This window comes from Kribbella sp. NPDC058693 (genome assembly GCF_042715335.1).
GTDB lineage: Bacteria > Actinomycetota > Actinomycetes > Propionibacteriales > Kribbellaceae > Kribbella > Kribbella jiaozuonensis.
In genome coordinates this window covers 1,497,492-1,519,012 of the sequence record NZ_JBHXSQ010000004.1, presented here as the reverse complement: position 1 = coordinate 1,519,012, position 21,521 = coordinate 1,497,492, and the positions used below count along the sequence as shown (strand labels likewise).

23 protein-coding genes are annotated in these 21,521 nt (G+C 67.1%); 8 read left to right on the top strand and 15 right to left on the bottom strand.

The window, feature by feature from the left end:
• Window positions 1–46: 46 nt before the first annotated feature.
• The 5 genes from ACFWUU_RS33730 (at window position 47) to ACFWUU_RS33710 (ending at window position 4,878) form a co-directional block, all read left to right on the top strand.
• Window positions 47–1,234 (top strand): ROK family transcriptional regulator, encoded by a 1,188-nt coding sequence (locus ACFWUU_RS33730; RefSeq protein WP_380181615.1) that lies wholly within the window; start codon window positions 47–49, stop codon window positions 1,232–1,234.
• A gap of 9 nt (window positions 1,235–1,243) precedes the next feature.
• Window positions 1,244–2,500, top strand: coding sequence for a 6-phospho-beta-glucosidase (locus tag ACFWUU_RS33725; RefSeq protein WP_130446479.1), 1,257 nt, complete (start codon window positions 1,244–1,246; stop codon window positions 2,498–2,500).
• Window positions 2,488–3,492, top strand: coding sequence for an N-acetylglucosamine kinase (locus ACFWUU_RS33720; RefSeq protein ID WP_380181613.1), 1,005 nt, complete (start codon window positions 2,488–2,490; stop codon window positions 3,490–3,492). The genes ACFWUU_RS33725 and ACFWUU_RS33720 overlap by 13 nt, the downstream gene beginning before the upstream one ends.
• A gap of 93 nt (window positions 3,493–3,585) precedes the next feature.
• Window positions 3,586–4,308 carry a hypothetical protein gene (locus ACFWUU_RS33715; protein WP_380181611.1) on the top strand — a complete coding sequence of 241 codons (723 nt, stop codon included), beginning with the start codon at window positions 3,586–3,588 and terminating at the stop codon, window positions 4,306–4,308.
• 39 nt (window positions 4,309–4,347) lie between these two features.
• Complete coding sequence (locus tag ACFWUU_RS33710; RefSeq protein ID WP_137252648.1) at window positions 4,348–4,878, top strand: hypothetical protein; 531 nt, start codon at window positions 4,348–4,350, stop codon at window positions 4,876–4,878.
• A 60-nt stretch (window positions 4,879–4,938) separates the two neighbouring features.
• On the opposite strand, the gene ACFWUU_RS33705 is transcribed toward ACFWUU_RS33710, so the two are convergent.
• Window positions 4,939–5,766 carry a hypothetical protein gene (locus ACFWUU_RS33705; RefSeq protein ID WP_380181609.1) on the bottom strand — a complete coding sequence of 276 codons (828 nt, stop codon included), beginning with the start codon at window positions 5,764–5,766 and terminating at the stop codon, window positions 4,939–4,941.
• 179 nt (window positions 5,767–5,945) lie between these two features.
• Between ACFWUU_RS33705 and ACFWUU_RS33700 the strand changes: the two genes are divergently transcribed.
• A complete protein-coding gene (locus ACFWUU_RS33700) occupies window positions 5,946–6,401 on the top strand; it encodes a GNAT family N-acetyltransferase (RefSeq protein WP_380181607.1) in 456 nt (151 codons plus the stop codon).
• Between the two features lie 6 nt (window positions 6,402–6,407).
• Here the strand turns inward: ACFWUU_RS33700 and ACFWUU_RS33695 are convergent, their stop codons facing one another.
• From ACFWUU_RS33695 to ACFWUU_RS33675, 5 genes are all read right to left on the bottom strand, one after another.
• Window positions 6,408–7,118 carry a neutral zinc metallopeptidase gene (locus ACFWUU_RS33695; RefSeq protein WP_380181605.1) on the bottom strand — a complete coding sequence of 237 codons (711 nt, stop codon included), beginning with the start codon at window positions 7,116–7,118 and terminating at the stop codon, window positions 6,408–6,410.
• A 188-nt stretch (window positions 7,119–7,306) separates the two neighbouring features.
• Window positions 7,307–8,260 (bottom strand): neutral zinc metallopeptidase, encoded by a 954-nt coding sequence (locus ACFWUU_RS33690; protein WP_380181603.1) that lies wholly within the window; start codon window positions 8,258–8,260, stop codon window positions 7,307–7,309.
• On the bottom strand, window positions 8,260–9,546 hold the full coding sequence (locus tag ACFWUU_RS33685; protein ID WP_380181601.1) for a neutral zinc metallopeptidase: 1,287 nt from the start codon (window positions 9,544–9,546) through the stop codon (window positions 8,260–8,262). The genes ACFWUU_RS33690 and ACFWUU_RS33685 overlap by 1 nt, the downstream gene beginning before the upstream one ends.
• 18 nt (window positions 9,547–9,564) lie before the next feature.
• Window positions 9,565–10,770 carry a neutral zinc metallopeptidase gene (locus ACFWUU_RS33680; protein WP_380181599.1) on the bottom strand — a complete coding sequence of 402 codons (1,206 nt, stop codon included), beginning with the start codon at window positions 10,768–10,770 and terminating at the stop codon, window positions 9,565–9,567.
• A 194-nt stretch (window positions 10,771–10,964) separates the two neighbouring features.
• The gene (locus tag ACFWUU_RS33675) at window positions 10,965–11,750 is read right to left on the bottom strand and encodes a class I SAM-dependent methyltransferase (RefSeq protein WP_380181597.1); all 786 of its coding nucleotides are present in this window, start codon (window positions 11,748–11,750) and stop codon (window positions 10,965–10,967) included.
• Between the two features lie 63 nt (window positions 11,751–11,813).
• On the opposite strand from ACFWUU_RS33675, the gene ACFWUU_RS33670 reads away from it, so the two are divergent.
• Complete coding sequence (locus ACFWUU_RS33670; protein ID WP_380181595.1) at window positions 11,814–12,548, top strand: SAM-dependent methyltransferase; 735 nt, start codon at window positions 11,814–11,816, stop codon at window positions 12,546–12,548.
• Window positions 12,549–12,568: 20 nt separating this feature from the next.
• Window positions 12,569–12,991, top strand: coding sequence for a hypothetical protein (locus ACFWUU_RS33665; protein ID WP_137252639.1), 423 nt, complete (start codon window positions 12,569–12,571; stop codon window positions 12,989–12,991).
• Window positions 12,992–13,014: 23 nt separating this feature from the next.
• Here ACFWUU_RS33665 and ACFWUU_RS33660 read toward each other — a convergent pair whose 3' ends face one another.
• The 9 genes from ACFWUU_RS33660 to ACFWUU_RS33620 form a co-directional block, all read right to left on the bottom strand.
• The gene (locus tag ACFWUU_RS33660; RefSeq protein WP_380181593.1) at window positions 13,015–13,347 is read right to left on the bottom strand and encodes a hypothetical protein; all 333 of its coding nucleotides are present in this window, start codon (window positions 13,345–13,347) and stop codon (window positions 13,015–13,017) included.
• Window positions 13,348–13,378: 31 nt separating this feature from the next.
• Window positions 13,379–14,071, bottom strand: a complete 693-nt coding sequence (locus tag ACFWUU_RS33655; RefSeq protein WP_380181591.1) for a class E sortase — start codon at window positions 14,069–14,071, stop codon at window positions 13,379–13,381.
• A gap of 114 nt (window positions 14,072–14,185) precedes the next feature.
• Window positions 14,186–14,722 carry an MOSC domain-containing protein gene (locus ACFWUU_RS33650; RefSeq protein ID WP_380181589.1) on the bottom strand — a complete coding sequence of 179 codons (537 nt, stop codon included), beginning with the start codon at window positions 14,720–14,722 and terminating at the stop codon, window positions 14,186–14,188.
• A gap of 5 nt (window positions 14,723–14,727) precedes the next feature.
• Complete coding sequence (locus tag ACFWUU_RS33645) at window positions 14,728–15,477, bottom strand: phosphotransferase (RefSeq protein WP_380181587.1); 750 nt, start codon at window positions 15,475–15,477, stop codon at window positions 14,728–14,730.
• A complete protein-coding gene (locus tag ACFWUU_RS33640) occupies window positions 15,461–16,963 on the bottom strand; it encodes an arylsulfatase (protein ID WP_380181585.1) in 1,503 nt (500 codons plus the stop codon). The genes ACFWUU_RS33645 and ACFWUU_RS33640 overlap by 17 nt, the downstream gene beginning before the upstream one ends.
• Window positions 16,927–17,925, bottom strand: a complete 999-nt coding sequence (locus ACFWUU_RS33635) for a LacI family DNA-binding transcriptional regulator (RefSeq protein WP_380181583.1) — start codon at window positions 17,923–17,925, stop codon at window positions 16,927–16,929. The genes ACFWUU_RS33640 and ACFWUU_RS33635 overlap by 37 nt, the downstream gene beginning before the upstream one ends.
• Before the next feature lie 17 nt (window positions 17,926–17,942).
• Entirely contained in the window at window positions 17,943–18,818 is an 876-nt protein-coding gene (locus tag ACFWUU_RS33630; RefSeq protein ID WP_363870522.1) for a carbohydrate ABC transporter permease, read from the bottom strand.
• Entirely contained in the window at window positions 18,815–19,771 is a 957-nt protein-coding gene (locus ACFWUU_RS33625) for a sugar ABC transporter permease (protein ID WP_233714504.1), read from the bottom strand. The genes ACFWUU_RS33630 and ACFWUU_RS33625 overlap by 4 nt, the downstream gene beginning before the upstream one ends.
• On the bottom strand, window positions 19,771–21,396 hold the full coding sequence (locus ACFWUU_RS33620; protein ID WP_380181581.1) for a sugar ABC transporter substrate-binding protein: 1,626 nt from the start codon (window positions 21,394–21,396) through the stop codon (window positions 19,771–19,773). Before ACFWUU_RS33620 ends, ACFWUU_RS33625 begins: the two co-directional genes overlap by 1 nt.
• Window positions 21,397–21,521: the final 125 nt, after the last annotated feature.

The window sequence follows — 21,521 nt, the reverse complement described above, 5'->3', positions numbered from 1 at the left end:
AGCGCGGCGAGTATCCACGGGCGGCGACGGGAGGCAGGGTTGGCTCATGGCAACAACACCCGGAACGCCGCGCCTGCTGCGCGCGATGAACGACCGCGCCGCCCTGGATCTGCTGCTCAGCCAGGGCCCGCTCTCCCGCACCACACTGGGCAACCTGACCGGTCTGTCCAAGCCGACCGCGTCCCAGTTGCTCGCGCGGCTGGAGGCAGCACACCTGGTCCGCCAGCGCGGCACCACCGCCGGCCGGCCCGGTCCGAACGCGCAGCTGTACGAGATCAACGGCGGCATCGCGTACGTCGCCGGCCTCGACGTCACGCCGACGCGGATCCGGGCTGCGATCGCGGACCTCACCGGCAAAGTGGTCGGCGAGTACGAGCTGGCTACTCCGGGCCGCAGCGCCAAGGGCACGGTCGACCGGGTGGTCAAGGCGATCGAGGGCGCAGCCGGCGAAGCGGGTCTGAACCGGGAGCGCCTGCACCGCGTCTCGATCGGTACGCCGGGTGGTTTCGACCCGACCACCGGCCGGCTGCGGTACGCGACCCACCTGCCCGGCTGGCACGCGCCGCATCTGCTCGAAGAGCTGGCCGCCGCGATCGCCGTACCGCTGGAGGTCGAGAACGACGTCAACCTGGCCGCGATCGCCGAGCAGCGCGTCGGCCATGCGCAGGAGCACGACAACTTCGTGCTGCTGTGGGGCGAGGAAGGCATCGGCGCCGCGATCGTGATCAACGGCCGACTGCACCGCGGTGCGACCGGTGGCGCGGGTGAGGTCGCGTTCCTGCCGCTCCCGGGTACGCCGCTGGTCCGCAACGTCGGCCGCAACAACGCCGGCGGCTTCCAGGAGCTCGCCGGCGGCGAACCGGTCCTGGAGCTCGCCCGCGAACACGGCCTGAAGGCGCGTACGCCGGAAGACGCCATCGCGATCGCGCTGCAGACCGAGGGCGCGGGCGACGCCGTACTCGACGAGTTCGCGCATCGGCTGGCCGTCGGTCTGGCGGCGATCGTCGCGGTCGTCGACCCCGAGCTGATCGTGCTCGCCGGTGGCGTCATCACCGCGGGCGGCGAACGGCTGCGCGGCCTCGTCCAGGACGAGCTCGCCGATCTCGCCGTACCGCGGCCGCAGCTGCTGATGACCGCGATCAGCACCGACCCCGTGCTCTCCGGAGCACTGCAGTCCGCACTGAGCACCACCCGCGACGAAGTCTTCGACACAGCGGGTCCACCGGTTACCTAGGAGTCAAGGGTGAAACTCACAGTCGTTGGTGGCGGATCCACCTACACGCCCGAGCTCGTCGACGGCTTCGCCCGGTTGCGGGACACGTTGCCGGTGTCGGAGCTGGTGCTGGTCGATCCGGCAGCGGACCGGCTCGAGCTGGTCGGCGGTCTGGCCCGCCGGATCTTCGCAAAACAAGGGCATGCGGGCCGGGTGATCACCACCTCCGACCTGGACGCGGGCATCGAGGGTGCGGACGCCGTACTGCTCCAGCTGCGCGTCGGTGGGCAGGCAGCGCGCAACGAGGACGAGACGTGGCCGCTGGAGTGCGGTTGCGTCGGCCAGGAGACGACCGGAGCCGGCGGTCTCGCGAAGGCACTGCGGACCGTGCCGGTGGTGCTGGACATCGCGGAGCGGGTACGGCGTACCAATCCGGACGCGTGGATCATCGACTTCACCAACCCGGTGGGGATCGTGACGCGTGCGCTGTTGTCGCACGGACACAAGGCTGTCGGGCTGTGCAACGTGGCGATCGGGTTCCAGCGCCGATTCGCCGCCATGCTCGGGGTCACGCCGGAAGAGGTGTCGCTGGACCACGTGGGGTTGAACCACCTGACCTGGGAGCGCGCGGTCCGCGTCAACGGCGAGGACATGCTGCCGAAGCTGCTCGCCGAGCACCTGGACGAGCTGTCGGAGGACCTGATCCTGCCGGCGGACGTCGTACGCGAGCTGGGCGTCGTACCGTCGTACTACCTGCGCTACTACTACGCCCATGACGCAGTGGTGAAAGAGCTGCTCACCAAGCCGTCTCGGGCCGCTGAGGTCGCAGCACTCGAGAAAGAGCTGCTGGACATGTACGCCGATCCGAAGCTCGACGAGAAGCCTGCACTGCTCGAGAAGCGCGGCGGTGCGTACTACTCCGAGGCCGCTGTCGCACTCGCGTCCTCGCTCCTCAACAACACCGGCGACGTGCAGGTGGTGAACACCCTCAACAACGGCACGTTCCCCTTCCTCGCTGACGATGCCGTCATCGAGGTGCCTGCCACAGTTGGCGCCGAGGGTACGACGCCGGAGCCGGTCGCCCCGCTGGAGCCGTTGTACGCCGGACTGGTCGCGCACGTGACGGCGTACGAGGATCTGGCGCTGGAGGCCGCTGTGAAGGGCGGATCCGAGCGCGTGTTCAGGGCACTGCTGGCGCATCCGCTGGTCGGGCAGATCTCGTTGGCGCAGGAGTTGACCGACAAGCTGCTGGCGCACAACAAGGCGTACCTGCCGTGGGCGCGCTAGTACCGGGCGGAGTTCTCGCCTTCGACGCCGGCAACAGCAAGACAGACGTCGCGCTGGTTGCCGCAGACGGGACAGTGCTCGGTACGGCGCGAGGTGGTGGGTTCGAGCCGCAGAAGATCGGGCCTGTGGCCGCAGTGGCCGGACTGGAACCGCTGGTGCGTGCTGCGGCGGCAGATGCCGGACTGCAGCTGGGCGACGTACCGCTGGTGCAGCAGATCTCGGCGTGCCTGGCGAACGCCGATCTGCCGATCGAGGTGGATCAACTCACGGCTGTCTTCGAGAACTGTGGTTGGGCGGAGTCGGTGTACGTCACCAACGACACTTTTGCGTTGCTGCGTTCTGGAGTGGACGAGCCGCGCGGTGTGGCGGTGGTGTGCGGTGCGGGGATCAACTGCTCCGGGATGTTGCCGGACGGGCGGACTGCGCGGTTCACGGCGCTGGGGAAGATGACTGGCGACTGGGGCGGTGGTGCACAGTTGGCGGAGGAGGCGTTCTGGTCGGCGTCGCGGGCCGAGGACGGGCGCGGGCCGACGACTGCGCTGCTGAGCGCGCTGCCGACGCACTACGGGAAGTCTTCGCTGGCCGGGGTGATCGAGGCGTTCCACTTCGGCGAGTTCCCGGCCGAGCGGCAACTGGAGGCCGGGCCGGTGCTGTTCCAGGTTGCGGCCGACGGCGATACCGTTGCCCTGGGCATCATTCAGCAGCAGGCCGAGGAGATCGTCGCGATGGCGGTCAGCGCGTTGCGACGACTGGAGTTGCTGGACGAGCGCGTCACCGTCGTACTCGGCGGCGGCGTTCTCACCGCGGGGCACTCGGTGTTGCTCGATCGCGTCACGCGTCTGCTCGCGGACGTCGCCCCGAAGGCAGTCCCGCGGGTGGTCGACGTACCGCCGGTGGTTGGTGCGGCGTTGCTCGGACTTGACCACACGGCCGCCGGAGCGACCGCGCAGGAACGGTTACGCGCAGCATTCGCGCCACCGCCGGCTGCTTGATATTGCAGCCGTGTTTCATTGGAGTGCGATGCAAACTCCCGGGTGTGATGTGGCGTCCCACAAGTAGGACCACATCCACTCGGGAGGTCGATGATGATTCGAAGGATCATAGGTCTCGGCAGTACTGCGGCACTCGCGGTGACGGCACCGATCGTGCTCACCGGAGCTGCCGCACCGGCCAACGCCGGCACGACTACGACGACAGCGAGCTGCAGCAAGCTCGCGTCTGCGACGAACATCTCCGCGGCGGCGTACGCCGACCGCTTGGTGCGGGCATGGGGCAGCGGTGCGACCGCAACCGCCAACTGCTACGCGTCGACGGCCGTCACCCGCACGCTCTACGGACAGGCGTTACCCGGTGGCATCCACTGGCGTCGCGTCTCGACCGAAGGCGCCGCCGGCACGATCTACGTGACGTACCACGACGACGCCCGCGGCGGGAACCTCACGATCGGCGTACAGAACGTCGGTCTGCGCGCGGCGAACGGCTGGCACGCGGCGTACACCGCGAAGTTCAGCGGCGAACCGCAGGCCTGGAACGCGGTCCAGTGGTCGGACAACCTGGTCCGCGCCTGGGGACGGGGCGACACGAGGTGGACGGCGTACTACGCGACGCCGACCGCGGCCGCCCAGCTGCACAAGGTCGCCGCGAAGGGTGGCTCGCACTGGACGCGGATCGCGACCGAGGGCGCGGCCGGGACGACGTACGTGACGTACCGGAACGACGTCAGCAAGCACACGCTGGTGATCGGTGTGTCGAACGTCGGGCTCTCCCAGGGCGACGCGCACGCGGCGTACACGGTGCAGTACCACTGATTGCTTGAGCTCGTCCTGCTGAGGTGTAATTATGATTACATGAGTACACAGACCGAGCAGGAGAAGGTGCGGGGCTGGCTGACCGGGCGGTTGCCGGGCGACTGGTTCGAGGGTGAGACCGAGCTGTCGATCGACCGGGACGAGATCCTGATCGTCGGCCGGATCCCCGCACCTGAGCAGAGCAAGGACGTGAGCGACTCCGAGCGCTCCGCCGCCGAGGCGGGCCGGGTCAAGCAGTTCCGCGAGGACACCCGGGACCACCGGATCGAGATCGCCCGCGAGCTCGAGCACGCCACCCGTCGCAAGGTCGCCTGGGGCGTCCGCTGCGGCGAGACCAGGACGATCTTCACCTCGCTGTCCGCGCCGGTGATGACCCGCCTCCGCCAGCCCGAACGCCAGGTCCTCGACACCCTCGTCGACGCCGGCGTGGCCCGCTCCCGCAGCGACGCCCTCGGCTGGTGCGTCAAACTCGTTGCCCAGCACAGCGAAAGCTGGCTCGCGGACCTTCGCGAAGCCATGCGCAAGGTAGAAGACGTTCGCGAAGCCGGGCCTGACGCCTCGGAGAGCTGACAAGGGACGGGCGGCAACCCGGTAGGATCGCCGCCCGCCTTGAGGAGAACTACTTCGGATCTACTGCCCCGACTGCCAGTTACCGGTGGGCTGGGTGCCGTTGGAGTAACCGGCGCCGTGCGCGGCCGGGGGCTGCTGGGGCGGCATCGGCTGCTGGTAGCCGTTGTCGTAGCCGCCCTGGTTCGGGTACGACGGCGTACCGTTCATCGGGTCCTGATCCGCGGTCGGCTTCATCATCTTCTCGCGGTCGAACAGGTTGGCCAATGCGCGACCGGCCATCTCGCGGCCCCCGAGGCCGAAAGCAAGACCGAGGGCGAGCGCGGCGCCGGCGAGCACGATCAGCAGCGTGTTACCGGTCAGCTGGACCGCGATGCCGAGCTGGGTGAGCGCGGCGAACGCGGCGTACACGAGGATCGCGTACTTGCCGACCTTGGCGAGCGTTTCGTTGCCGGTGGCACCGCGGATGATCGCGGCCAGGAAGTTCGCGAACAGCGCGGCCAGGCAGATGATCACGATCGCGGCGAAGATCCGCGGGATGTAGCCGAGCATGTTGCTCATGAAGTTCGAGATCTCCGGTACGCCGAGGGCGGAGGCGAACATCGTGAAGCTGATCAGGAACACGAACCAGAACACGACCTTGCCCAGCATCGCCGAAGCGGTCAGCCCCGTGCCCGACCGTTGCAGCACACCGGAAACGCCGGCTCTTTCCATCCAGTGGTCGAAGCCGACCCGGCCGAGTAGTTTGCCGACGAGCTTGCCGAGCACCTTGGCGACGAAGTAGCCGACCACCAGGATGACCAGACCGCCGAGCAGGTTCGGGATGAACGACAGCAACTTGCTGAAGGCATCTTCGAACGGCCCGGTGAAGTCGATCGCTAATGCGGACATCGGGACTTCCTTCCGAATTGGCCCGCATCCGCTGTCGCGCAGCACTGCACACGACCCCGGCACACGGGCGGATGCAGTGGTGTCCAGTATCACTCGTACCCTTGGTTGCGCAGGGCAAACAGCCCGGTACGGCGGGTCCGCTAGGAAAAGTGTTTGCATAAGTTTGAGATGCTGCGACCATGACCGACTTCGTGATCCGCCGCGCCACCGCCGCCGACGTCGCCCCGATCGTCACGATGATCGCCGACGACCAACTCGGCGCCACCCGCGAGTCCGTCGACGACCTCACGCCGTACCTGGCGGCGTTCGAGCAGATCGATGGCGATCCCAATCAATTACTGATGGTTGCCGATCGCAACAACGAGGTCATCGGCACGCTACAGCTCACCATCATCCCCGGCCTGTCCCGCCGAGGCTCCACCCGGGGCCTGATCGAAGCCGTCCGGGTAGCCGCCCCCGCCCGCGGCTCCGGCCTCGGCACCAAACTCGTCCAATGGGCCATCGAAGAATCCCGCACCCGAGGCTGCACCCTGGTCCAACTGACCTCGGACAAGACCCGCACCGACGCCCACCGCTTCTACACCAAGCTAGGCTTCACCAACTCCCACGAAGGCTTCAAACTCAAACTCGGGTAGCGACTGTCAGCTGACACGTTTCGCCGGGGCGGTGAAGGTGTTGCAGGCCGACGGATTGCCGGCGTCGAACGCGCCGAGGCTCCAGTAGCCGTGGCTCGTCCGTGAGCCGTGGTCACGGATGTGCTTGGGGTTGTACTCGTCGCCGAGGTGGCGGACCAGGTATCGCCAGATCTCGAGATGCCGGCCGGTGAGACCGAACGTACGGCGGTTGGCACCGAGGAATGCGGCACCCAGACAGCTCGCCTGCAACTCGAAGCGACGTTCGTCTTCCAGCCGCTCCGTGCTGCCGGCGTAGTCGCGCATGTCGTAGGACGTCAGGATGCCGACCGACATCTGGACATGATGACCGAACTCGTGCGCGACAGTCTCCTGGAGGTCGATCAGAGCGAACTCCGGATCGGTCCCGAGCGACTTGCGGTCCAGGCAGATCACGCTGCCCTGAGGCTGGTAGAAGGCGCCGCTGTCATTCGGCGGATCGTCGCAGAGCGGCGAGTCCGGCCCCTTTCCGAGGGAATATGCCGCAACCTTCGCGCCACCGTAGTACGCGTCGGACTTGAGGATCAGTGGTGTCCAGGCCTTCTGCATACAGGCGACCATCGCCCGGGCGTACTTCAGCATCTCGCTGTCGGAACGCAACACGACCGTCGGCAACGGGCATGGCACGAGCGCGACCTTGCCCGCGGCGTACAGCTTATTTCCCTTGGTCGATTCATCCACCGGATCGATGACGGGCATCGGCTTGGCCGGGGATCTCCGCGGCGTCGCCGAAGGCATCGTCGGGGTGGGCTTAGGCGAGGGCGTTGCTGAGACAAGCGGCTTTTGTGCGGCGTCGGTCGGCGTACAGGCTGCTGCGAACAGGAGACACAGGGCGGTGATTGTCGCGGGCAACAGGCGTTTCGGGATGGTCATGTGACTCGCTGTGCGGGGACGGCCCAGGTGTTGCAGGCGGAGGGGGATTTGGAGGTGAAGGCGGCCTCGGCCCAGGTGGTGTTGCTCTTGCGGGATCCGTGGTCCGGTGTGGATGCCGGTGGGTCGTCGTCGCCGGAGTACGCCGCGTCCCGGTACGCCTGAAACTTCGCGTCGTACAGGTCGAGGGTCTGCTGATTCGCGCCGAGGAACGCGGAGGCGAAGCAGGACGCCTGGAGTTCGTGTCGGCGCATCTCTTGCAGGGCGAGCGCGCCCTTCATGCGTTCCGATCGTTCGTCGTAGTACTCCGAGATTCCGACCAACTGCTGCACATGGTGGCCGAACTCGTGCGCCATCGTGAACTGGAGGTACACCCCGGCCCACACCCGGTCGTACTCGTTGTCCTCGACGAACTCCTGCCAGTCGAGATAGATGCCGGAGCCCGCCGCGCAGTAGAAGCCCCCGACCTCCTTGGTGAGAATCCCGCAGCGGGTCTTCGCACCCGCATTGACGGAGTACACCTTTGCGGAGAAGAACGCGACGTCCGACCGCTCGACAACTGACTTCCAGGCTCGCTGGAGACAGCCCAGGACCGCGTTCGCGTACTGCTGAACTTCCTTCCGCGTCGTCAGCGCGATCTGTGGCAACGCACAGGTCACCGCCGGAACCCGACCCGCCGAGTAGATCCTGTTGCGGACCAGGTATTTCCTCTCCAACGACCGGTACGTCGGGGTCGCCTCCGGTGCCTTCGGCGGAACCCGCACGGTCTTCGGCGCAACCGGTGCTCGGCTGGGTTTCGGCGTCGGGGTCACCAGCGGTGCCGTCGCGGACGGCGTCGTCGCGGTCAGTGTTGTCGTCGAGGGTGCCGGTGCAGCGGCAGGCGCACGCGACGGCGCGCAACCGGCCAACACCAAAGCCGACGCGACCAGCGCCACCGCCGGTCCGCGGTGCATCAGCTCACCTTGGCGGCGGGGGCGCTGAAGGTGTTGCAGGAGGCGGGGCTGGCGGATTTGAAGCTGGGGTCGGACCAGGCCCAGTTGCTCTTGCGGGAGCCGTGGTCGCGGACCTTCTTCGGGTTGTACTCGTCGCCGGAGTGCTGCACCTCCCACTGCCAGAGCCGCAGCTTCTCTCCCGACAACCCGAGCGGCTTCTTGTTGGCGCCGAGGAAGGCCGCGCCGAAGCACGTCGCCTGCAGTTCCCGGCGCCGGGCCCACTCGAGTTTCATCGCCTTGGAGTTCGTCCAACCCTCGCGGGAGAACGACGCGGTGATCATCTCCGTCATCTGCTGGACGTGGTGGCCGTACTCGTGCGCGAGCGTGTCGAGCATCCAGACGCGGGCACTGAGCGGGCTGTCCTTGTAGTACGCAAGGTCGTTCTTCCAGCTGATGTTGATGCTCTCGTCGTCACTGCAGTAGTAAGCGGTCTTCGACTCACCGGTGCAGTCGTCCTCGGAAGTGGCCTGACTGCTCTGGAGCTTCAGCTTCGGCGCCCGGAAGTCGTAGCCGGCCCGCTTGACGATCGGCTCCCACGCCTTGTTCAGGCAGGGCAGCAGCGCCTGGTAGTAGCGCAGGATCGCGGACTGCGAGTCCGGCTTGATCGCCGGCTCCTTGCAGCTGATCGCCGCGACCTTGCCGGACGTGTAGATCTTGTTCTTCTGCAGGCGAACCATGTCCGGGATCCCCGGGACCGTGACGGTGACCGTCGGGTCCGGGGGGACCGGGATCGGGACCTGGGACTTCTTCACCGACGGCTGCGAGAGTGGGTTGTCGACCCTGGTGTCGTAGGAGTTGATGAGTTTGAAGCCGGCGACTGTGGCGCCGGTGAGCATGACGAGGACCAGGGCCGAGAGGCCGGCGATCACGCGGTGCGAGTAGTGGCGGGGCGGCTTGACCGGCGGTGGTTCGGTCGAGAACTGCGGTACGCCGCGGGACGGGTTCTTGTGCCAGCCCGTCGTACGAGGACCGCCGATCCGGCGGGTGCCGGTGAGGGGCGGCAGCGGGGCGCCGGCGAGCGGTGCGATCGGCGGGCCGCTGTACTCGCTCGTGGTGCCCGGTTCGGTCGGGATCGGGCGGGCCTTGCGGCGTACCTGGGAGTCGTCCAGCGCGACCGAGCGGGCCTTCCCGAGGCCGTCGGGTTGGCGGCTCTTCAGGGTCAGCGGACGTGTGCCGGCGGCCGGCTCCTCGCTGCCGCCGGGCAGGAAGTGTCCCGGCTTCGGCGTACCGTCCTCGGACTCAGGCATCGACCATTCCCATCTCGCTCAGCTGACCTTCGCGGATGCTGCGACGAAAGTGTTGCAGCTGCCCGGGTTGGTTGTCGCGAAGCCCTGGTTCATCCACAGGGCAAGGCTCTTGCTCGAGCCATGGTCGGGGGTCTTGTCCTTGGTCTTGTCGTCGCCGCGGCGCAGGATCAGCCCGTTCCACTGGTTCAGCAGTTCACCGCGCAGCGGGAAGCTGTTCTTGGCCGCGCCGAAGAACACCGCGCCGAAGCAGTACGCCTGCAGCGCCGCCCGCCGCTGCTGCTCGAACTGCTTGGTCTTGTTCGCGGCCGTGTCGGCGAGGTTGTCGGACGCGTCGGCCATCCCGGTCAGGTTCTGCACGTGGACGCCGTACACGAAGGCGAACGTCTGCGCCATCTCCGCGCGGATCTCGGCCTTGTGCTTCGGGTAGTCCTCGACGATCTTCTGCCACGGCATCGTCGCGCTGCCGCCCTGGTCGTCCTGGCAGTACAGCGCGAGGTCCTTCTGTACGCCGCATGCCGTTTCGTCGCCCTCGTTGTAGATGATCAGCCGCGGCGACCAGAACTCGAACCCGGCCTTGGTCACGATCGGCTTCCAGGCCTTGTCCATACAGGCCGTCAGCGCCTCGTAGTACGAGCGCACGTTCTCCATCGAGGTCGGCCGGAACGCGGGCTCCTGGCACTTCACCACCGGCATCGCGCCGGCCGCGTAGATCGCGTTCTTGCCGACGATGTCGGCGTCCGGCGTACCCTTCCCGACCGGGGGCTGGGTGGTCGTCGGCTCGCCAGTCGGCTTCACGGACGGCGTCACGATCGGGTTCACGCTGAAGTCGTCGGACGAGATCACCTTGACGGCGAACGTCACAGCACCGCCGACGAACAGCAGCGCGGCGACCACGATCAGCGCGACCAGGCCCTTCGAGCGCCGCTTCGTCGGGTCGAACGGGATCGGCTGCGGGTGGAACACCGCCTGGTACGCCGCGGCGGCCGGATCGTCGGCCGACGGCGGTCCGAGCCGGCTGCCGGACAACGTCGTACGCCGGGGGTCGATCCGGGTCCCTTGCAGCTGGGGCGGCGTTGGCGGGGCTTCGCCGCCCAGTCGCGGCGTCGGCGCCGCCAGCGGCGCAGCTGTCGACGGCACGGTCGGACGCTGAGTGTCCGTCGTCCCCTGCTCACCCTCGCCGCCAGGCAGGAAGTGACCAGGCTTGGGTGCCGGCTTGTCGGCCATGACTTCCCCGCTTCTCCCCAGTACCGGCCCCACGCCGGTCCCACCCATTCGCCAGAACGGCCGGAACACCCCCAGTGCCGGCCGACGGCTGATGTTACGGCCTACACCACCTTGCCGAAAACCGAGTTGCACCTATTGACATCGTTTCGCGACCGTCACCCCCTGGACAGCTTTGCCCGAAGGGGCATCACGGGTCAGCGGGTGCCGCGGGCCAGGAAGTGGAAGCTGGTGGGGATGAGGTTGGGGTCGGACTCGACGTGGCGGGCCAGCAGGGTGGCGGCGGGGAGGAGAGCGTCGACGTCGTCGGTGGGGGTGTTTTGGAGGACGTTGGCTGCGGGGCCTTCTACGCCGAGGACCTCTACGTCGGTGAGGCCGGCGGTGCTGAGTTCGATGGACAGTTCGTCGGCGTGGTGGAAGTACGCGACGGTGAAGCCGGACTTGCCGTCGTTGCGGCCGGAGGCGAAAGGTTCGGTGAACAGGTGGAGGTTCTCCGGGCTCAGGTGACCGTTGCTGCCGGCCTCGATCAGACCGCCGTACCTGTTGATCCCGGCCGCGATCACCAGGCCGCCAGGGCGGGTCACGCGGAGCGCCTCGGACAACGCCTGGGCGCGGTCGGACGCCTCGACCAGGTGGTAGAGCGGGCCGAGGAGGAGCGTGACGTCCACGCTGGCGTCGGCCTGTCGGAGTTGCCGGGCGTCGCCGACCTCCGCGGTGAACGTACCCGCGGTCGCCGCCTGCTCGACATGCTCCACGACCGGATCGACCAGCGTGACCCGGTGACCGTCCGCGGCGAGCCAGCGCGCGTGGATCCCGGTCGCGCCGCCGATATCGAGTACGTCGGACGCGGGCGGCAGCCATCGACGCAGCAGCTCCTGCGTTCGCACGAACTCCAGCCGCCCGTGCCCGGACCGGATCAGCCGATCGTCCTCGACGTACCGGTCCCGATAGAACTCGTGGATCAACGGATCAAGATCAACCATTCACCCACTGTGCTGGTCGAAAAACCCGAGCACATCCCGTTTTGGCACCGCTACCCTGTGCGCGTGGTGGAGCTGAAGCACGAAGATTATCCAAGGGCCAACGAGTACGACGCCGAGTGGTTGCTGTCCGGCGACATGGGCCCGAATCCCCTGTGGTTGCTGGAGGATCTGGCCCGCGAGCTGGATCTGCGACCCGGTATGCGGGTGCTCGACCTGGGATCCGGCAAGGGCGCGACCGCGGTCTTCCTGGCGAAGGAGTACGGCGTACAGGTGTGGGCCGCGGACCTGTGGATCGACCCGACGGAGGCCGCTGCGTACATCGCGCCGCAGGCCGGGGTGGTGACGCTCAAGGCGGAGGCTCATACGCTGCCGTTCGCGAAGGGTTTCTTCGACGCGATCGTCTGCGTCGACGCGTACGAGTACTTCGGGACCGCGGACAACTACCTCGCCTACATCACCAGCTTCCTGAAGCCGGGCGGTCAGTTCGGAGTCGCGACTCCGGCGATGACGAAGGAGGTCCGGGAGCTCGGCCTCATCCCGGAGCACATCAAGAGTGTGGTCGGGTGGGAGGCGCTCGCCTGGCACACCGCGGACTGGTGGCGGTTCCAGTGGGAGATCACGGAACTGGTCGACGTCACCGCGGCCCGATTGCAGGAGAATGGCTGGTCGGACTGGCTCAGATGGTCCCGCGCGGTCGCGGAGTACCGGGACGAGCGACGCGACGGCTCGCTCGACATGCTCGAGACGGATCAGGGAGAGTATCTGACCTTTGCGATCCTGGCCGCCCGAAAGCGCTGACCGCCTGGCATGCTGGGGGCATGAGCTGGGCTGTCTATGCGGTACGCGGGCCAGGAGGCGTACGTCGCCTCGACGACATGCCGGTCGACTACGAGCCGCCATCGGTCGGTACGGCGACCGACGTGGTGGCTGCGGTCCGGGAGGTGGTGCCGGATGTGGACACGAGCAAACCGTCCTGGCTGGCGCTGCGAAGTCCGGAGTACGACGTCGAGATGACCATCGGCAAGGGCGTCGAGGTCCGCGACATCACGTTCTACCTGAACGACGGCCCACGCTCGATCCCGATCGTGATGGAAATCAGCCGCAAGCTAGGCGTCACGCCGTACGACACCGAGTCCGGCAACTTCCTCACCGAGGAGTCCCGGCCGCCCGTCCCACCGCCGATGACCCCGGACGAAATCAAGATGAACAAACCGAAGTGGTGGAAGTTCGGCCGGAAGTAGGCCGGGCGGCGCGACGACCTGAACTAAGCCAGCTCCCAGCTGGCGAAGATGTGTAGCGCGGCTTCGATCTGTGCCTTCGTACGGTCGTCGGACACGTCGAAGAACCTGACGAAGACCACGGACGACCCTGGATCGGCTGCGACTTCCAGCGTCACGGGTGCTTGACCCGAGAACGGGTAGTCGTACCAGACGGAACGCTCGACATCTGTCGTCGGCAGAGCGGTGTCGATGGCCTGCCAGTCGGAGTCGTCGAACTCGTATCCCACGAATTCCGCCACGGATTCGCACAGCGGCCGCAGGTTGGCGTCGATGATCCACCGTTCTTCGACGACGCTGTCGGGATCTGGAGTGGTCATCTGCCAAGGTTCGCCTGTGGTCGATGGCAGATCAAACCGAATGGCTCGCGGTGAGGACGCCGATTTTGTTGATGCGGTGTTCGGGGTTGCCGAGGGTGTCGTGCCAGAAGTTGCCGGCGGCGTGGTCTTCGATGGTGGCGCAGGTGGAGATGGTGATCATCGGTTGGGTCGGCTTGGTGCCTGGCTGACCGGGGACTGCTGCGTTCTGCTGGGCCTTCTCGGCGGGTTTGCGGAACGAGATGGTCATCGTTCGGGTCACCACGTAGTCGTAGACGGTGCCGTTGGCGGTGATGAGGATGTGGTCGCCGTTCTGCAGGTCGGGTACGTGTTCCAGGGGGCGGCCGTGGCTGACGCGGTGGCCGGTGATGATGAAGTTGCCGACCTCACCCGGGCCGACGCCACCGGCCTTGCCGCGCGGGCTCGCGGCAACACCGCGATTCTGGATCTTGGTCCCCGGCCAGTCGTCGGCTGTGCCTGTGTAGGCGACCACCCGCAATCCACGTACGCCGATCGCCGGGATCGACATGCTGACCGGACCGACGCCGGTCGGCCGCGGCGCAGGGGTCGGCGTGGGAGTGGACGGCTTGAGCGTCGGGTCGGTCGGCGTCGGGGTGGCGTACGGCGAGATCGTCGGGACGGGTGATGTCGGGCTCGGGCTGGTCGCCGCCGTGTCCGTGCAGCCGGCCAACACCGCCAGCACCACAATCGCCCCCACCAACCTCACCCTCAGACGGTACGACGCCCCACCGAAAACCACCCGAAACCCCGGCGAGCACGGCGAGCTCGGCCGAAACCGCCAGAGACTCAGCCACCCACGGCGGCAGGAGTCGCCCGGAGCTCAGTCCAGGACGGTGAGGTCGGCTGGGCCGAGTTGGAGTACGCCGGATGTCAGCGGCGTCGCCCGGATGCCGCCGTGGCCGCGGAGGGCCTTCATTGCGCCGGGGGCGAGTACCTCGTCCATCCAGGCGCACGGGTTGGCGGGGCGGTTGGCCTGGAAGGTGATAGGGCCAGCGCCGGAGTCGAGTGTGAAGCGGCGGCCGGTGACGCGTGTGCCGTCGGCTGCGCGATGTGCGGCCAACTCGTCGATCGGGTAGCCGCGCAGGGTGATGTTGCGGCGGGTGAGGTGCGGGTCGAGCGGGCCGGGTAGACCGAGCGTCCGGACGACCTCGTCAAGCGAGGCAGCATCAATCAGAGTGACGGCGGCGTTCTTGTGGATCTTCTGGCCGTAGTAGCGATCGCCGACGATACCCAGTCCGGCGCGAACCTCAATCGACGTGCGCGCGACCGGCTCGGGATCCGGGCGTGGCCCGTCGACCGGTCGCCCCTCGAAGGCGTGCTGGCGGGAGACGACGAACGCAACGAGCTCGACCAGCATGCGGATCAGCCCCAGGTGAGTGGATCGAGGAGGCGGAAGAAGTGCAGCCGGCGCGGATCAGGCTCGACGAGCCCATAAGCCTCGAGGAATGTCGCCGGATCAGCGGACCACTCGTCCTGGAGCTGGACACTCGCGAGAGCCAGATCGGAGTACCGGTCAGCGACCCCAAGCCGGCCAAGGTCGATCAGCCCGGTGACCTCCAACGTCTGCGGATCGAAGAACACGTTCGGCAAGCAGGCATCACCATGGCAGACCACAGGCTCGAGGACACTCTCGACATAAGGGCTCTCAGCAACGACCTGGTCGAGCAGATCCGACGGCTTCAGCAGCCGCCACTCGTCGGTGAGGAAGTCCGGATTCACCGCATCCCGCCGTACGACGTCCTCCGCGACAGCAATCACCGTCGCCAGCGGGCGCTCGAACGGGCAGTCGGTCAACGCATGCAGATCCCGGAGCACCGCACCGAACCCCCGCATCGCGCGCTCGTACGACGACGGCGGGAGCGCGTCGCCGGGCACACCCGCGACGGCCGAGGTCAGCAGGCACGCGCCATCCGAGGACGACTCGAACCAATCGACGACCTTGGCGCCCGGGATCCCGGTGCCTGCCAGCCACTCCACCCGGTCGCGTTCACCGGCCAGCTCCGCCACACCCGACGGACCGCAGCACTTGGCGAAGACGTCACCCCGCCGGTAGACCGTCGTATCGGACTCACCGACGTCTACCAAGCTCCAGTCGTCACCCGGCGGCAGCAATTCTCTCCCTGGTGTGCTCGAGGATCGCGGTCACCGGACGGCCGGTCACCAGGTTGCCATCAGCAACAAATCCTTCTTCGCGGCCGGTCAGCGACTCGATCAGCCGATCCCGCCACACTGCCCGCAACTCGGGACGGGACGCAACCAGATTCCGCAACTCACCCGGATCCTCCACCAGGTCGAAGAGCTGCTCCACCCCACGCTCCGACCCCCACACGTACTTCACCCGCCCGTCCGTCACCCACTGGATCGACTGCCCGAAATGCAGATGCTCCCCGTGCAACCACTCCCGCACCGGCACCGACGACCCACGCAGGAACGGCGCCAGCGAACACCCGTCCACCGACGACGGAATCGGCACCCCGGCCAGATCCAGCAACGTCGGCATCACGTCCCGCAACTCGACCACCTGATCGACAACCCCACCCCGCGTCGCACCCGCAGCCGACGCCCGATCAGCGACGATGAACGGCACATGCGCCGATCCCTCGTACGGCACGGACTTCCGGAACATCCGATGGTCGCCCATCATCTCGCCGTGGTCCGACGTGAACGCGATGATCGTGTCGTCGTACACCCCGAAGTCGACCAGCGCCTCGCGGATCCGGTTGATCTGCAAGTCGATCTGCGCCATCAACCCGTAGTACCCGGCCCGCGCCCGATGCACGACCCGGTCCGGCAGATCCCCGATCGACGCCTGGTAGTCCCCGTCCCGCCGGAACTCGTCCCAGTCACTCTCCCAGTCACCCAGCATCCGTTCGTACGGCGGCAACGCGTCGTACCGGTCGAACGCCCAGGCCGGCGGATCGTACGGCGGATGCGGCCGATGAAACGACAGGTACAAGAAGAACGGCTTCGTCGGATCGCGCCGGTACAACCAGTCGATAGTGGACGTCCCGATCCACGACGTCGGATGCAACGACTCCGCCTTGTCCCACGGCCGCGCGACCACCGAGTTGCAGTTCACCCCATGGTCGAAGTACTCCGCGTCCGGCGAAACCCCCGGCTGCCGCCGCAACCACGGCACGTAGTCGTCGAAGAACCCGAACTGCTGCCGATACTCCCGCCGCGAATGATGCAGGAATCCGTCATGCAGTACGACGTCATCGAATCCGAGCCGCGCCCGCTCCGGCCACACATGCATCTTCCCGATCGCCTGCGTGTGATACCCCGCCCGCCGGAACTCCCCCTGGATCGTCACCGGATGCGCAGCATCAAACGGAACACCATCGGTGTACCCGACCCGCCCGTGCCGCTCCTGCGACTGCCCGGTAAACAAGGCGACCCGAGCCGGCACACAAGTCGGCGTCGCCGAATACCCCCGACTGAACCGCACCCCGCCCCGCGCCAGCTCATCCAGATGCGGCGTCTCGACGTACGGATGACCGGCGCACGACAGCGCATCACCCCGCCACTCGTCGACACAGATCAGTACGACGTTCGGCCGGCTCATACCCGGGACGACTCCCGCACGATCAACTGCCATGGGAAGTCGAACACCTCACCCGGAACACCCTCTCGATCGGTCAGCCTGCTCACGATGATCTGCGCCAGCGCCTCGTTGAAGTTGACCGGCCCGACCGTCGACAGCGACGGGTCGAGGTGCTCGCCCTCCGGCGTGTTGCCGACGCCGACGATCGCCAGCTCCCGCGGTACGTCGATCCGCAGCCGATGCGCTGCCCGTACGGCGGCGATCGCGGCGAAGTCCGTGGTGCAGTAGAGCGCGGTCGGCCGATCCGGCTTGGACAGCAACGCCATCGCGGCCCGGTACGCACCCTCGGGATGCTGCTCGAAGACCTCGACGTCGTCGTCCCTGATCGGTTTGCCGGCGGCACGCAACGTGTTCAGATAGGCGTCGAAGCGCGCGAAGTCCGTGGTCCGCGAGGTCAGCGCGCCGACCCGGTCGTGGTGCTCGAGCAGATGCTCGACCGCGAGATGACACCGCGGCTCGGCGCCCGACCGGATCACGTCGAAGCCCTCCGGCTCGAGCGTCTCGCTGAACGCCACGATCTGCACGCCTTGCGCCGCAAACGCCTCCAGCTCAGCGATCTGGGACGGATCCGGCTTCACGCTGTCGATGAAGATCACGTCCGGCGTCCGGTTCGCCAGCACGGTCCGCCAGTCGCCGTCGGCCACGATCAGGGCGGTCTTGCCGAGCGGAGTCACCGCCGTACTGACCGTGGCCGCGACCGCCTGCGACCACGGGTCGGCGAGCACGCTGAGCGAGAGCAGGACCAGGTCGGACTTCCCGGTCCGGATCGCGCGCGCCGCATCGTTGCGCCGGTACCCGAGTCGCGTGGCGGCCTCGCGGACCCGGTCCGCGGTTGTGTCCTTGATGGTGTGGCTGCGATGCCGCCCGGACAGCACGTAGGACACGGTCGCGACCGAGACACCTGCCTCCTTCGCCACCATGCGCAGCGTCGGCCGATCGGCCGCAGGTGAGGACATAGGACGATTGTTGCAGATCAGCCTTTGACCGCACCCGTGATGACGCCCTTGGTGAAGTGCCGTTGCAGGAACGGGTACACCATGGCGATCGGGACCAGTGCGACCACGACGACGGCCATCTGCAGGGACTGCGGTTGCGACGGCGGATGTACGCCGAGTTGGTCCGCCGACAGCGACTTGCCCTGCAGCACGTACGTCCGCAGGATCACCTGGACCGGCCACTTCGACGTGTCGTTCAGGTACAGCAGCGCGTTGAAGAACGCGTTCCAGAACCCGACCGCGTAGAACAGCCCGACCACCGCGACCACGGCCTTCGACAGCGGCAGCACGATCCGTCGCAGGATGGTGAAGTCGCTCGCGCCGTCGATCCGCGCACTCTCCAGCAACTCACCCGGCACGTTCATGAAGAAGGTGCGCAGGACAACGAAGTTGAAGGCACCCAGCGCCCCCGGCAGGATCAGCGACCACAGGCTGTCGAGCAGCCCGAGCTGCTTCACCACCAGGAACATCGGGATGATCCCCGGCGCGAACAGCAACGTGAACAGCACCATCAGCAACACCGGCCGCCCGAACAGCACCGGTCGCGACGTCGCGTACGCCAGCGCGATCGTGACGGCGAGGGCGATCGCCGTACCCACCAACGTCACGAAGACACTGACCAGGATCGCGCGGCCCATCAACCCGCCGCCGAACAGCGTTTGGTACGCCTTCAGCGTCGGATGCGACGGCCACAGCACATACCCACCGGCATCGATGATGTCGCGATCACTGGCCAGCGACGTCGAGATCACGACCAGGATCGGGATCACGATCACCAGCGCGAAACCGCCCAGCACCAGAGCCTTGATCGCCTGATAGCCAGGAGATGGACGCTCTTTCCAGATAGGTCTCATGCGCCGCGCCTTTGGAAGATACCCGGCTCGCCGAGCCGATGAGCGAGTGAGTTCGCGCCCCACAACAGCAGCGCCCCGACCACACCCTTGGCCAGACCGGCCGCGGCCCCGCTGCTCCAGTCGCCGCCGACCACGCCCGCGTAGTACGTGAACGTGTCCAGTACTTCGGCCGCACCCGGGCCGACCGAGTCGCGCTGCAGGATGAACTGCTCGAACCCGACGCTGAGGATGTCGCCGATCCGCAGGATCAGCAGCAGCACGATGACGGTCCGCAGCGACGGCAGCGTGATGTGCCACAGCCGCCGCCACCGGCCGGCGCCGTCCGCGGCGGCTGCCTCGTACAGCGAGACGTCCACGGTGGTCAGCGCCGCGAGGAAGATGATCATCGCCCAGCCCGCGTCCTTCCAGACCAGCTGCGCGACCACGAGCAACGGGAACGTGTCCGGGTTGGTCATGAACGGGATCGGATCCAGTCCCGCGTGCCGGAGCAGGTTGTTGACGAACCCCGCCCCGCCGAGCGACTGCTGGAACAGCGTCACGACCAGCACCCAGGACAGGAAGTGCGGCAGGTACGCGATCGTCTGGAACCACCGCCGGAACCGGTTGCTGACCAGCGAGTCGACGATCAGCGCCAGCCCGATCGGCACCGGGAAGAACAGCACCAGTTGTACGACGGCCAGCAGCAACGTGTTCCGCAACGCGTCCCAGAAGTCCGGGTTGTCGTAGAGGTTGACGAAGTTCTGCAGGCCGTTCCACTCGCTGTGCATGATCCCGAGGTACGGCTGGAAGTCCTGGAACGCGACCACGTTGCCGAGCACCGGCAGGTAGAAGAACACCAGCAGGAACACGACTCCGGGGATCATCAGCAGCACCATCTGCCAGTCCCGGGCCCATTTCGCCTTGAGCGGCAGGCCGTTCTTGACCTGCCGCTCGGCCGCACTCGACTTCAGCATCACGACCCGGTCACCGGCACGCTCGCAGGCAGCACCGCCGCGAACTCGTCGCGCATCTTGTCACCGCCACCGGACTTCCAGCGCTTCAGCGCCGCGTCGTACGCGTCCATCTTCTGCCGGCCGGTGACGATGTCGACGATCGTGTCCCGGAACGCCGCGGTCAGCTTCGGACCGAGCTTGCTCGACGTGTCGGAGTACGTGCCGGCGGTCGGGTTCCGCATCGCGTATTTCAGCAGCTTCTGCTCGGTCGCGTAGATCTTCTTGGTGTCGTCCGGGTACGCCGGGTTGAAGATCACGCTCTCCGGCGAGTTCATGATCTGCAGCGCACTGACCAGACCGGGCGCCTGCTGGTTGCCGGCCTTGGTCAGCACCGGGTTCTTCTGCGCGTCCAGGGTGTACTGCTGCCCCTCGACGCCGAAGTTCTTGATCAGGTACTCCTTGGTGCCGAACGGCGCGGACAGGTAGTCCATCAGCGCGAGCAGCTCGCGGATCCGGCCCTCGTCGGTCTTCTTGAACGGCGTGAACCCGACCGTGCCGTAACCCATGTCGTACGTCGGTTTCGCCTTGCCGTCATGGCCGAACGGGATCATCGTGTCCACGAACAGCGTCGGGTCCAGGTTCCGGAAGTCGGCGGTCGCCCGCGGGCCGACCGTCACCTGCGCGGCGATCTGGCCGTTGACGGTCTTCGGCGTCGCGTCGGCCAGGTTGAGGTCCGGGTAGAACACCTTGGCGGCCCAGAGCTTCGCGGCGTACTCGACGGCGGCCTTGTAGTTGTCGGTCTCGTAGAGGTACGTGAGCGAGCGGTCGGAGTTCACCCGCCAGCTGTTCGGGGCGCCGAACCATTCGCCGAACATGTGCAGCATGTTGATGATCGCGGGCTCGAGCGCGTAGTTCGTGCCGTTGCTCAGCTCCTTGCACTTGGCAAAGAACTCGTCCGCGGTCGTGCACTGCAGGCCGCCGACCTTGGCCCAGGTCTTCGGGTTGCCCATCATCACCTGGCCGAACGGCGTCGACGGGATCGGTGCGCCCCAGATCTTCCCGTTCACCACCGCGGTCCGCCAGGAGGCCGGCTTCAGCGCGGCCAGGTTCGGGTACTCGAGCACGGCGTCGCCGGACAGGTACTTGGTCAGGTCCTGGAACTTGGCCTCGAGCATCGGGCCGATGTTCGGGATGCCCTGGTTCGGCGGCAGCCACATCAGGTCCGGCAGCGAGTCGCTGGCGAGCAGCGTGGCGAACTTCTCCGGGTAGCCCGGGTCGGTGCCGATGGTCAGCTTGAGCTCGGCGCCGAGGGCGGAGTTCAGCGCCTGCCACATCGGGTTGCTGCCCATCGGCGGCGGGGGCGTCGCGAACGTCTCGGTCAGCGCGGTCACCGCGTTCTTCAGCGGCGGCGCCTTCACACTCGAGATCGCGTCCGCCGGGAACTTCAGGAACCCGGGCTCGAGGCCGGACTCGGCCCCCGGGAAGTCCGGGCGCAGCCCCTCGAACGGCTTGTACGTCGGGAGCTTGAGCTCACCGGACGCCTTCGCACCGCCGCTAGACGCTCCGCCGTCGCCACAGGCCGCCAGCGTCGTCGAGGTGGCAATCGCCGCACCGGTCACCTGCAGAAACCGTCGCCGACTGATCATAGTTGCTCCAAGTTTCGAAGAAGTGCTCACTAACACTCACTTAAACGTTAACCCGGACCGTAAACCTCTGCCGCCCTCGGATGCAAGGCATGAGACAAAAATGAAGCCGGCGGCCGCGGGCTCGA

Coding starts and splice junctions, on each gene's coding strand:
- ACFWUU_RS33705 (WP_380181609.1), bottom strand. CDS start 5,766: ATGTCCGCATTAGCGATCGACTTCACCGGGCCGTTCGAAGATGCCTTC.
- ACFWUU_RS33715 (WP_380181611.1), top strand. CDS start 3,586: ATGATTCGAAGGATCATAGGTCTCGGCAGTACTGCGGCACTCGCGGTG.
- ACFWUU_RS33685 (WP_380181601.1), bottom strand. CDS start 9,546: ATGCCTGAGTCCGAGGACGGTACGCCGAAGCCGGGACACTTCCTGCCC.
- ACFWUU_RS33625 (WP_233714504.1), bottom strand. CDS start 19,771: ATGCTGAAGTCGAGTGCGGCCGAGCGGCAGGTCAAGAACGGCCTGCCG.
- ACFWUU_RS33680 (WP_380181599.1), bottom strand. CDS start 10,770: ATGGCCGACAAGCCGGCACCCAAGCCTGGTCACTTCCTGCCTGGCGGC.
- ACFWUU_RS33710 (WP_137252648.1), top strand. CDS start 4,348: ATGAGTACACAGACCGAGCAGGAGAAGGTGCGGGGCTGGCTGACCGGG.
- ACFWUU_RS33640 (WP_380181585.1), bottom strand. CDS start 16,963: ATGGCAGTTGATCGTGCGGGAGTCGTCCCGGGTATGAGCCGGCCGAAC.
- ACFWUU_RS33620 (WP_380181581.1), bottom strand. CDS start 21,396: ATGATCAGTCGGCGACGGTTTCTGCAGGTGACCGGTGCGGCGATTGCC.
- ACFWUU_RS33690 (WP_380181603.1), bottom strand. CDS start 8,260: ATGCACCGCGGACCGGCGGTGGCGCTGGTCGCGTCGGCTTTGGTGTTG.
- ACFWUU_RS33635 (WP_380181583.1), bottom strand. CDS start 17,925: ATGTCCTCACCTGCGGCCGATCGGCCGACGCTGCGCATGGTGGCGAAG.
- ACFWUU_RS33650 (WP_380181589.1), bottom strand. CDS start 14,722: ATGCTGGTCGAGCTCGTTGCGTTCGTCGTCTCCCGCCAGCACGCCTTC.
- ACFWUU_RS33700 (WP_380181607.1), top strand. CDS start 5,946: ATGACCGACTTCGTGATCCGCCGCGCCACCGCCGCCGACGTCGCCCCG.
- ACFWUU_RS33630 (WP_363870522.1), bottom strand. CDS start 18,818: ATGAGACCTATCTGGAAAGAGCGTCCATCTCCTGGCTATCAGGCGATC.
- ACFWUU_RS33660 (WP_380181593.1), bottom strand. CDS start 13,347: ATGACCACTCCAGATCCCGACAGCGTCGTCGAAGAACGGTGGATCATC.
- ACFWUU_RS33730 (WP_380181615.1), top strand. CDS start 47: ATGGCAACAACACCCGGAACGCCGCGCCTGCTGCGCGCGATGAACGAC.
- ACFWUU_RS33675 (WP_380181597.1), bottom strand. CDS start 11,750: ATGGTTGATCTTGATCCGTTGATCCACGAGTTCTATCGGGACCGGTAC.
- ACFWUU_RS33665 (WP_137252639.1), top strand. CDS start 12,569: ATGAGCTGGGCTGTCTATGCGGTACGCGGGCCAGGAGGCGTACGTCGC.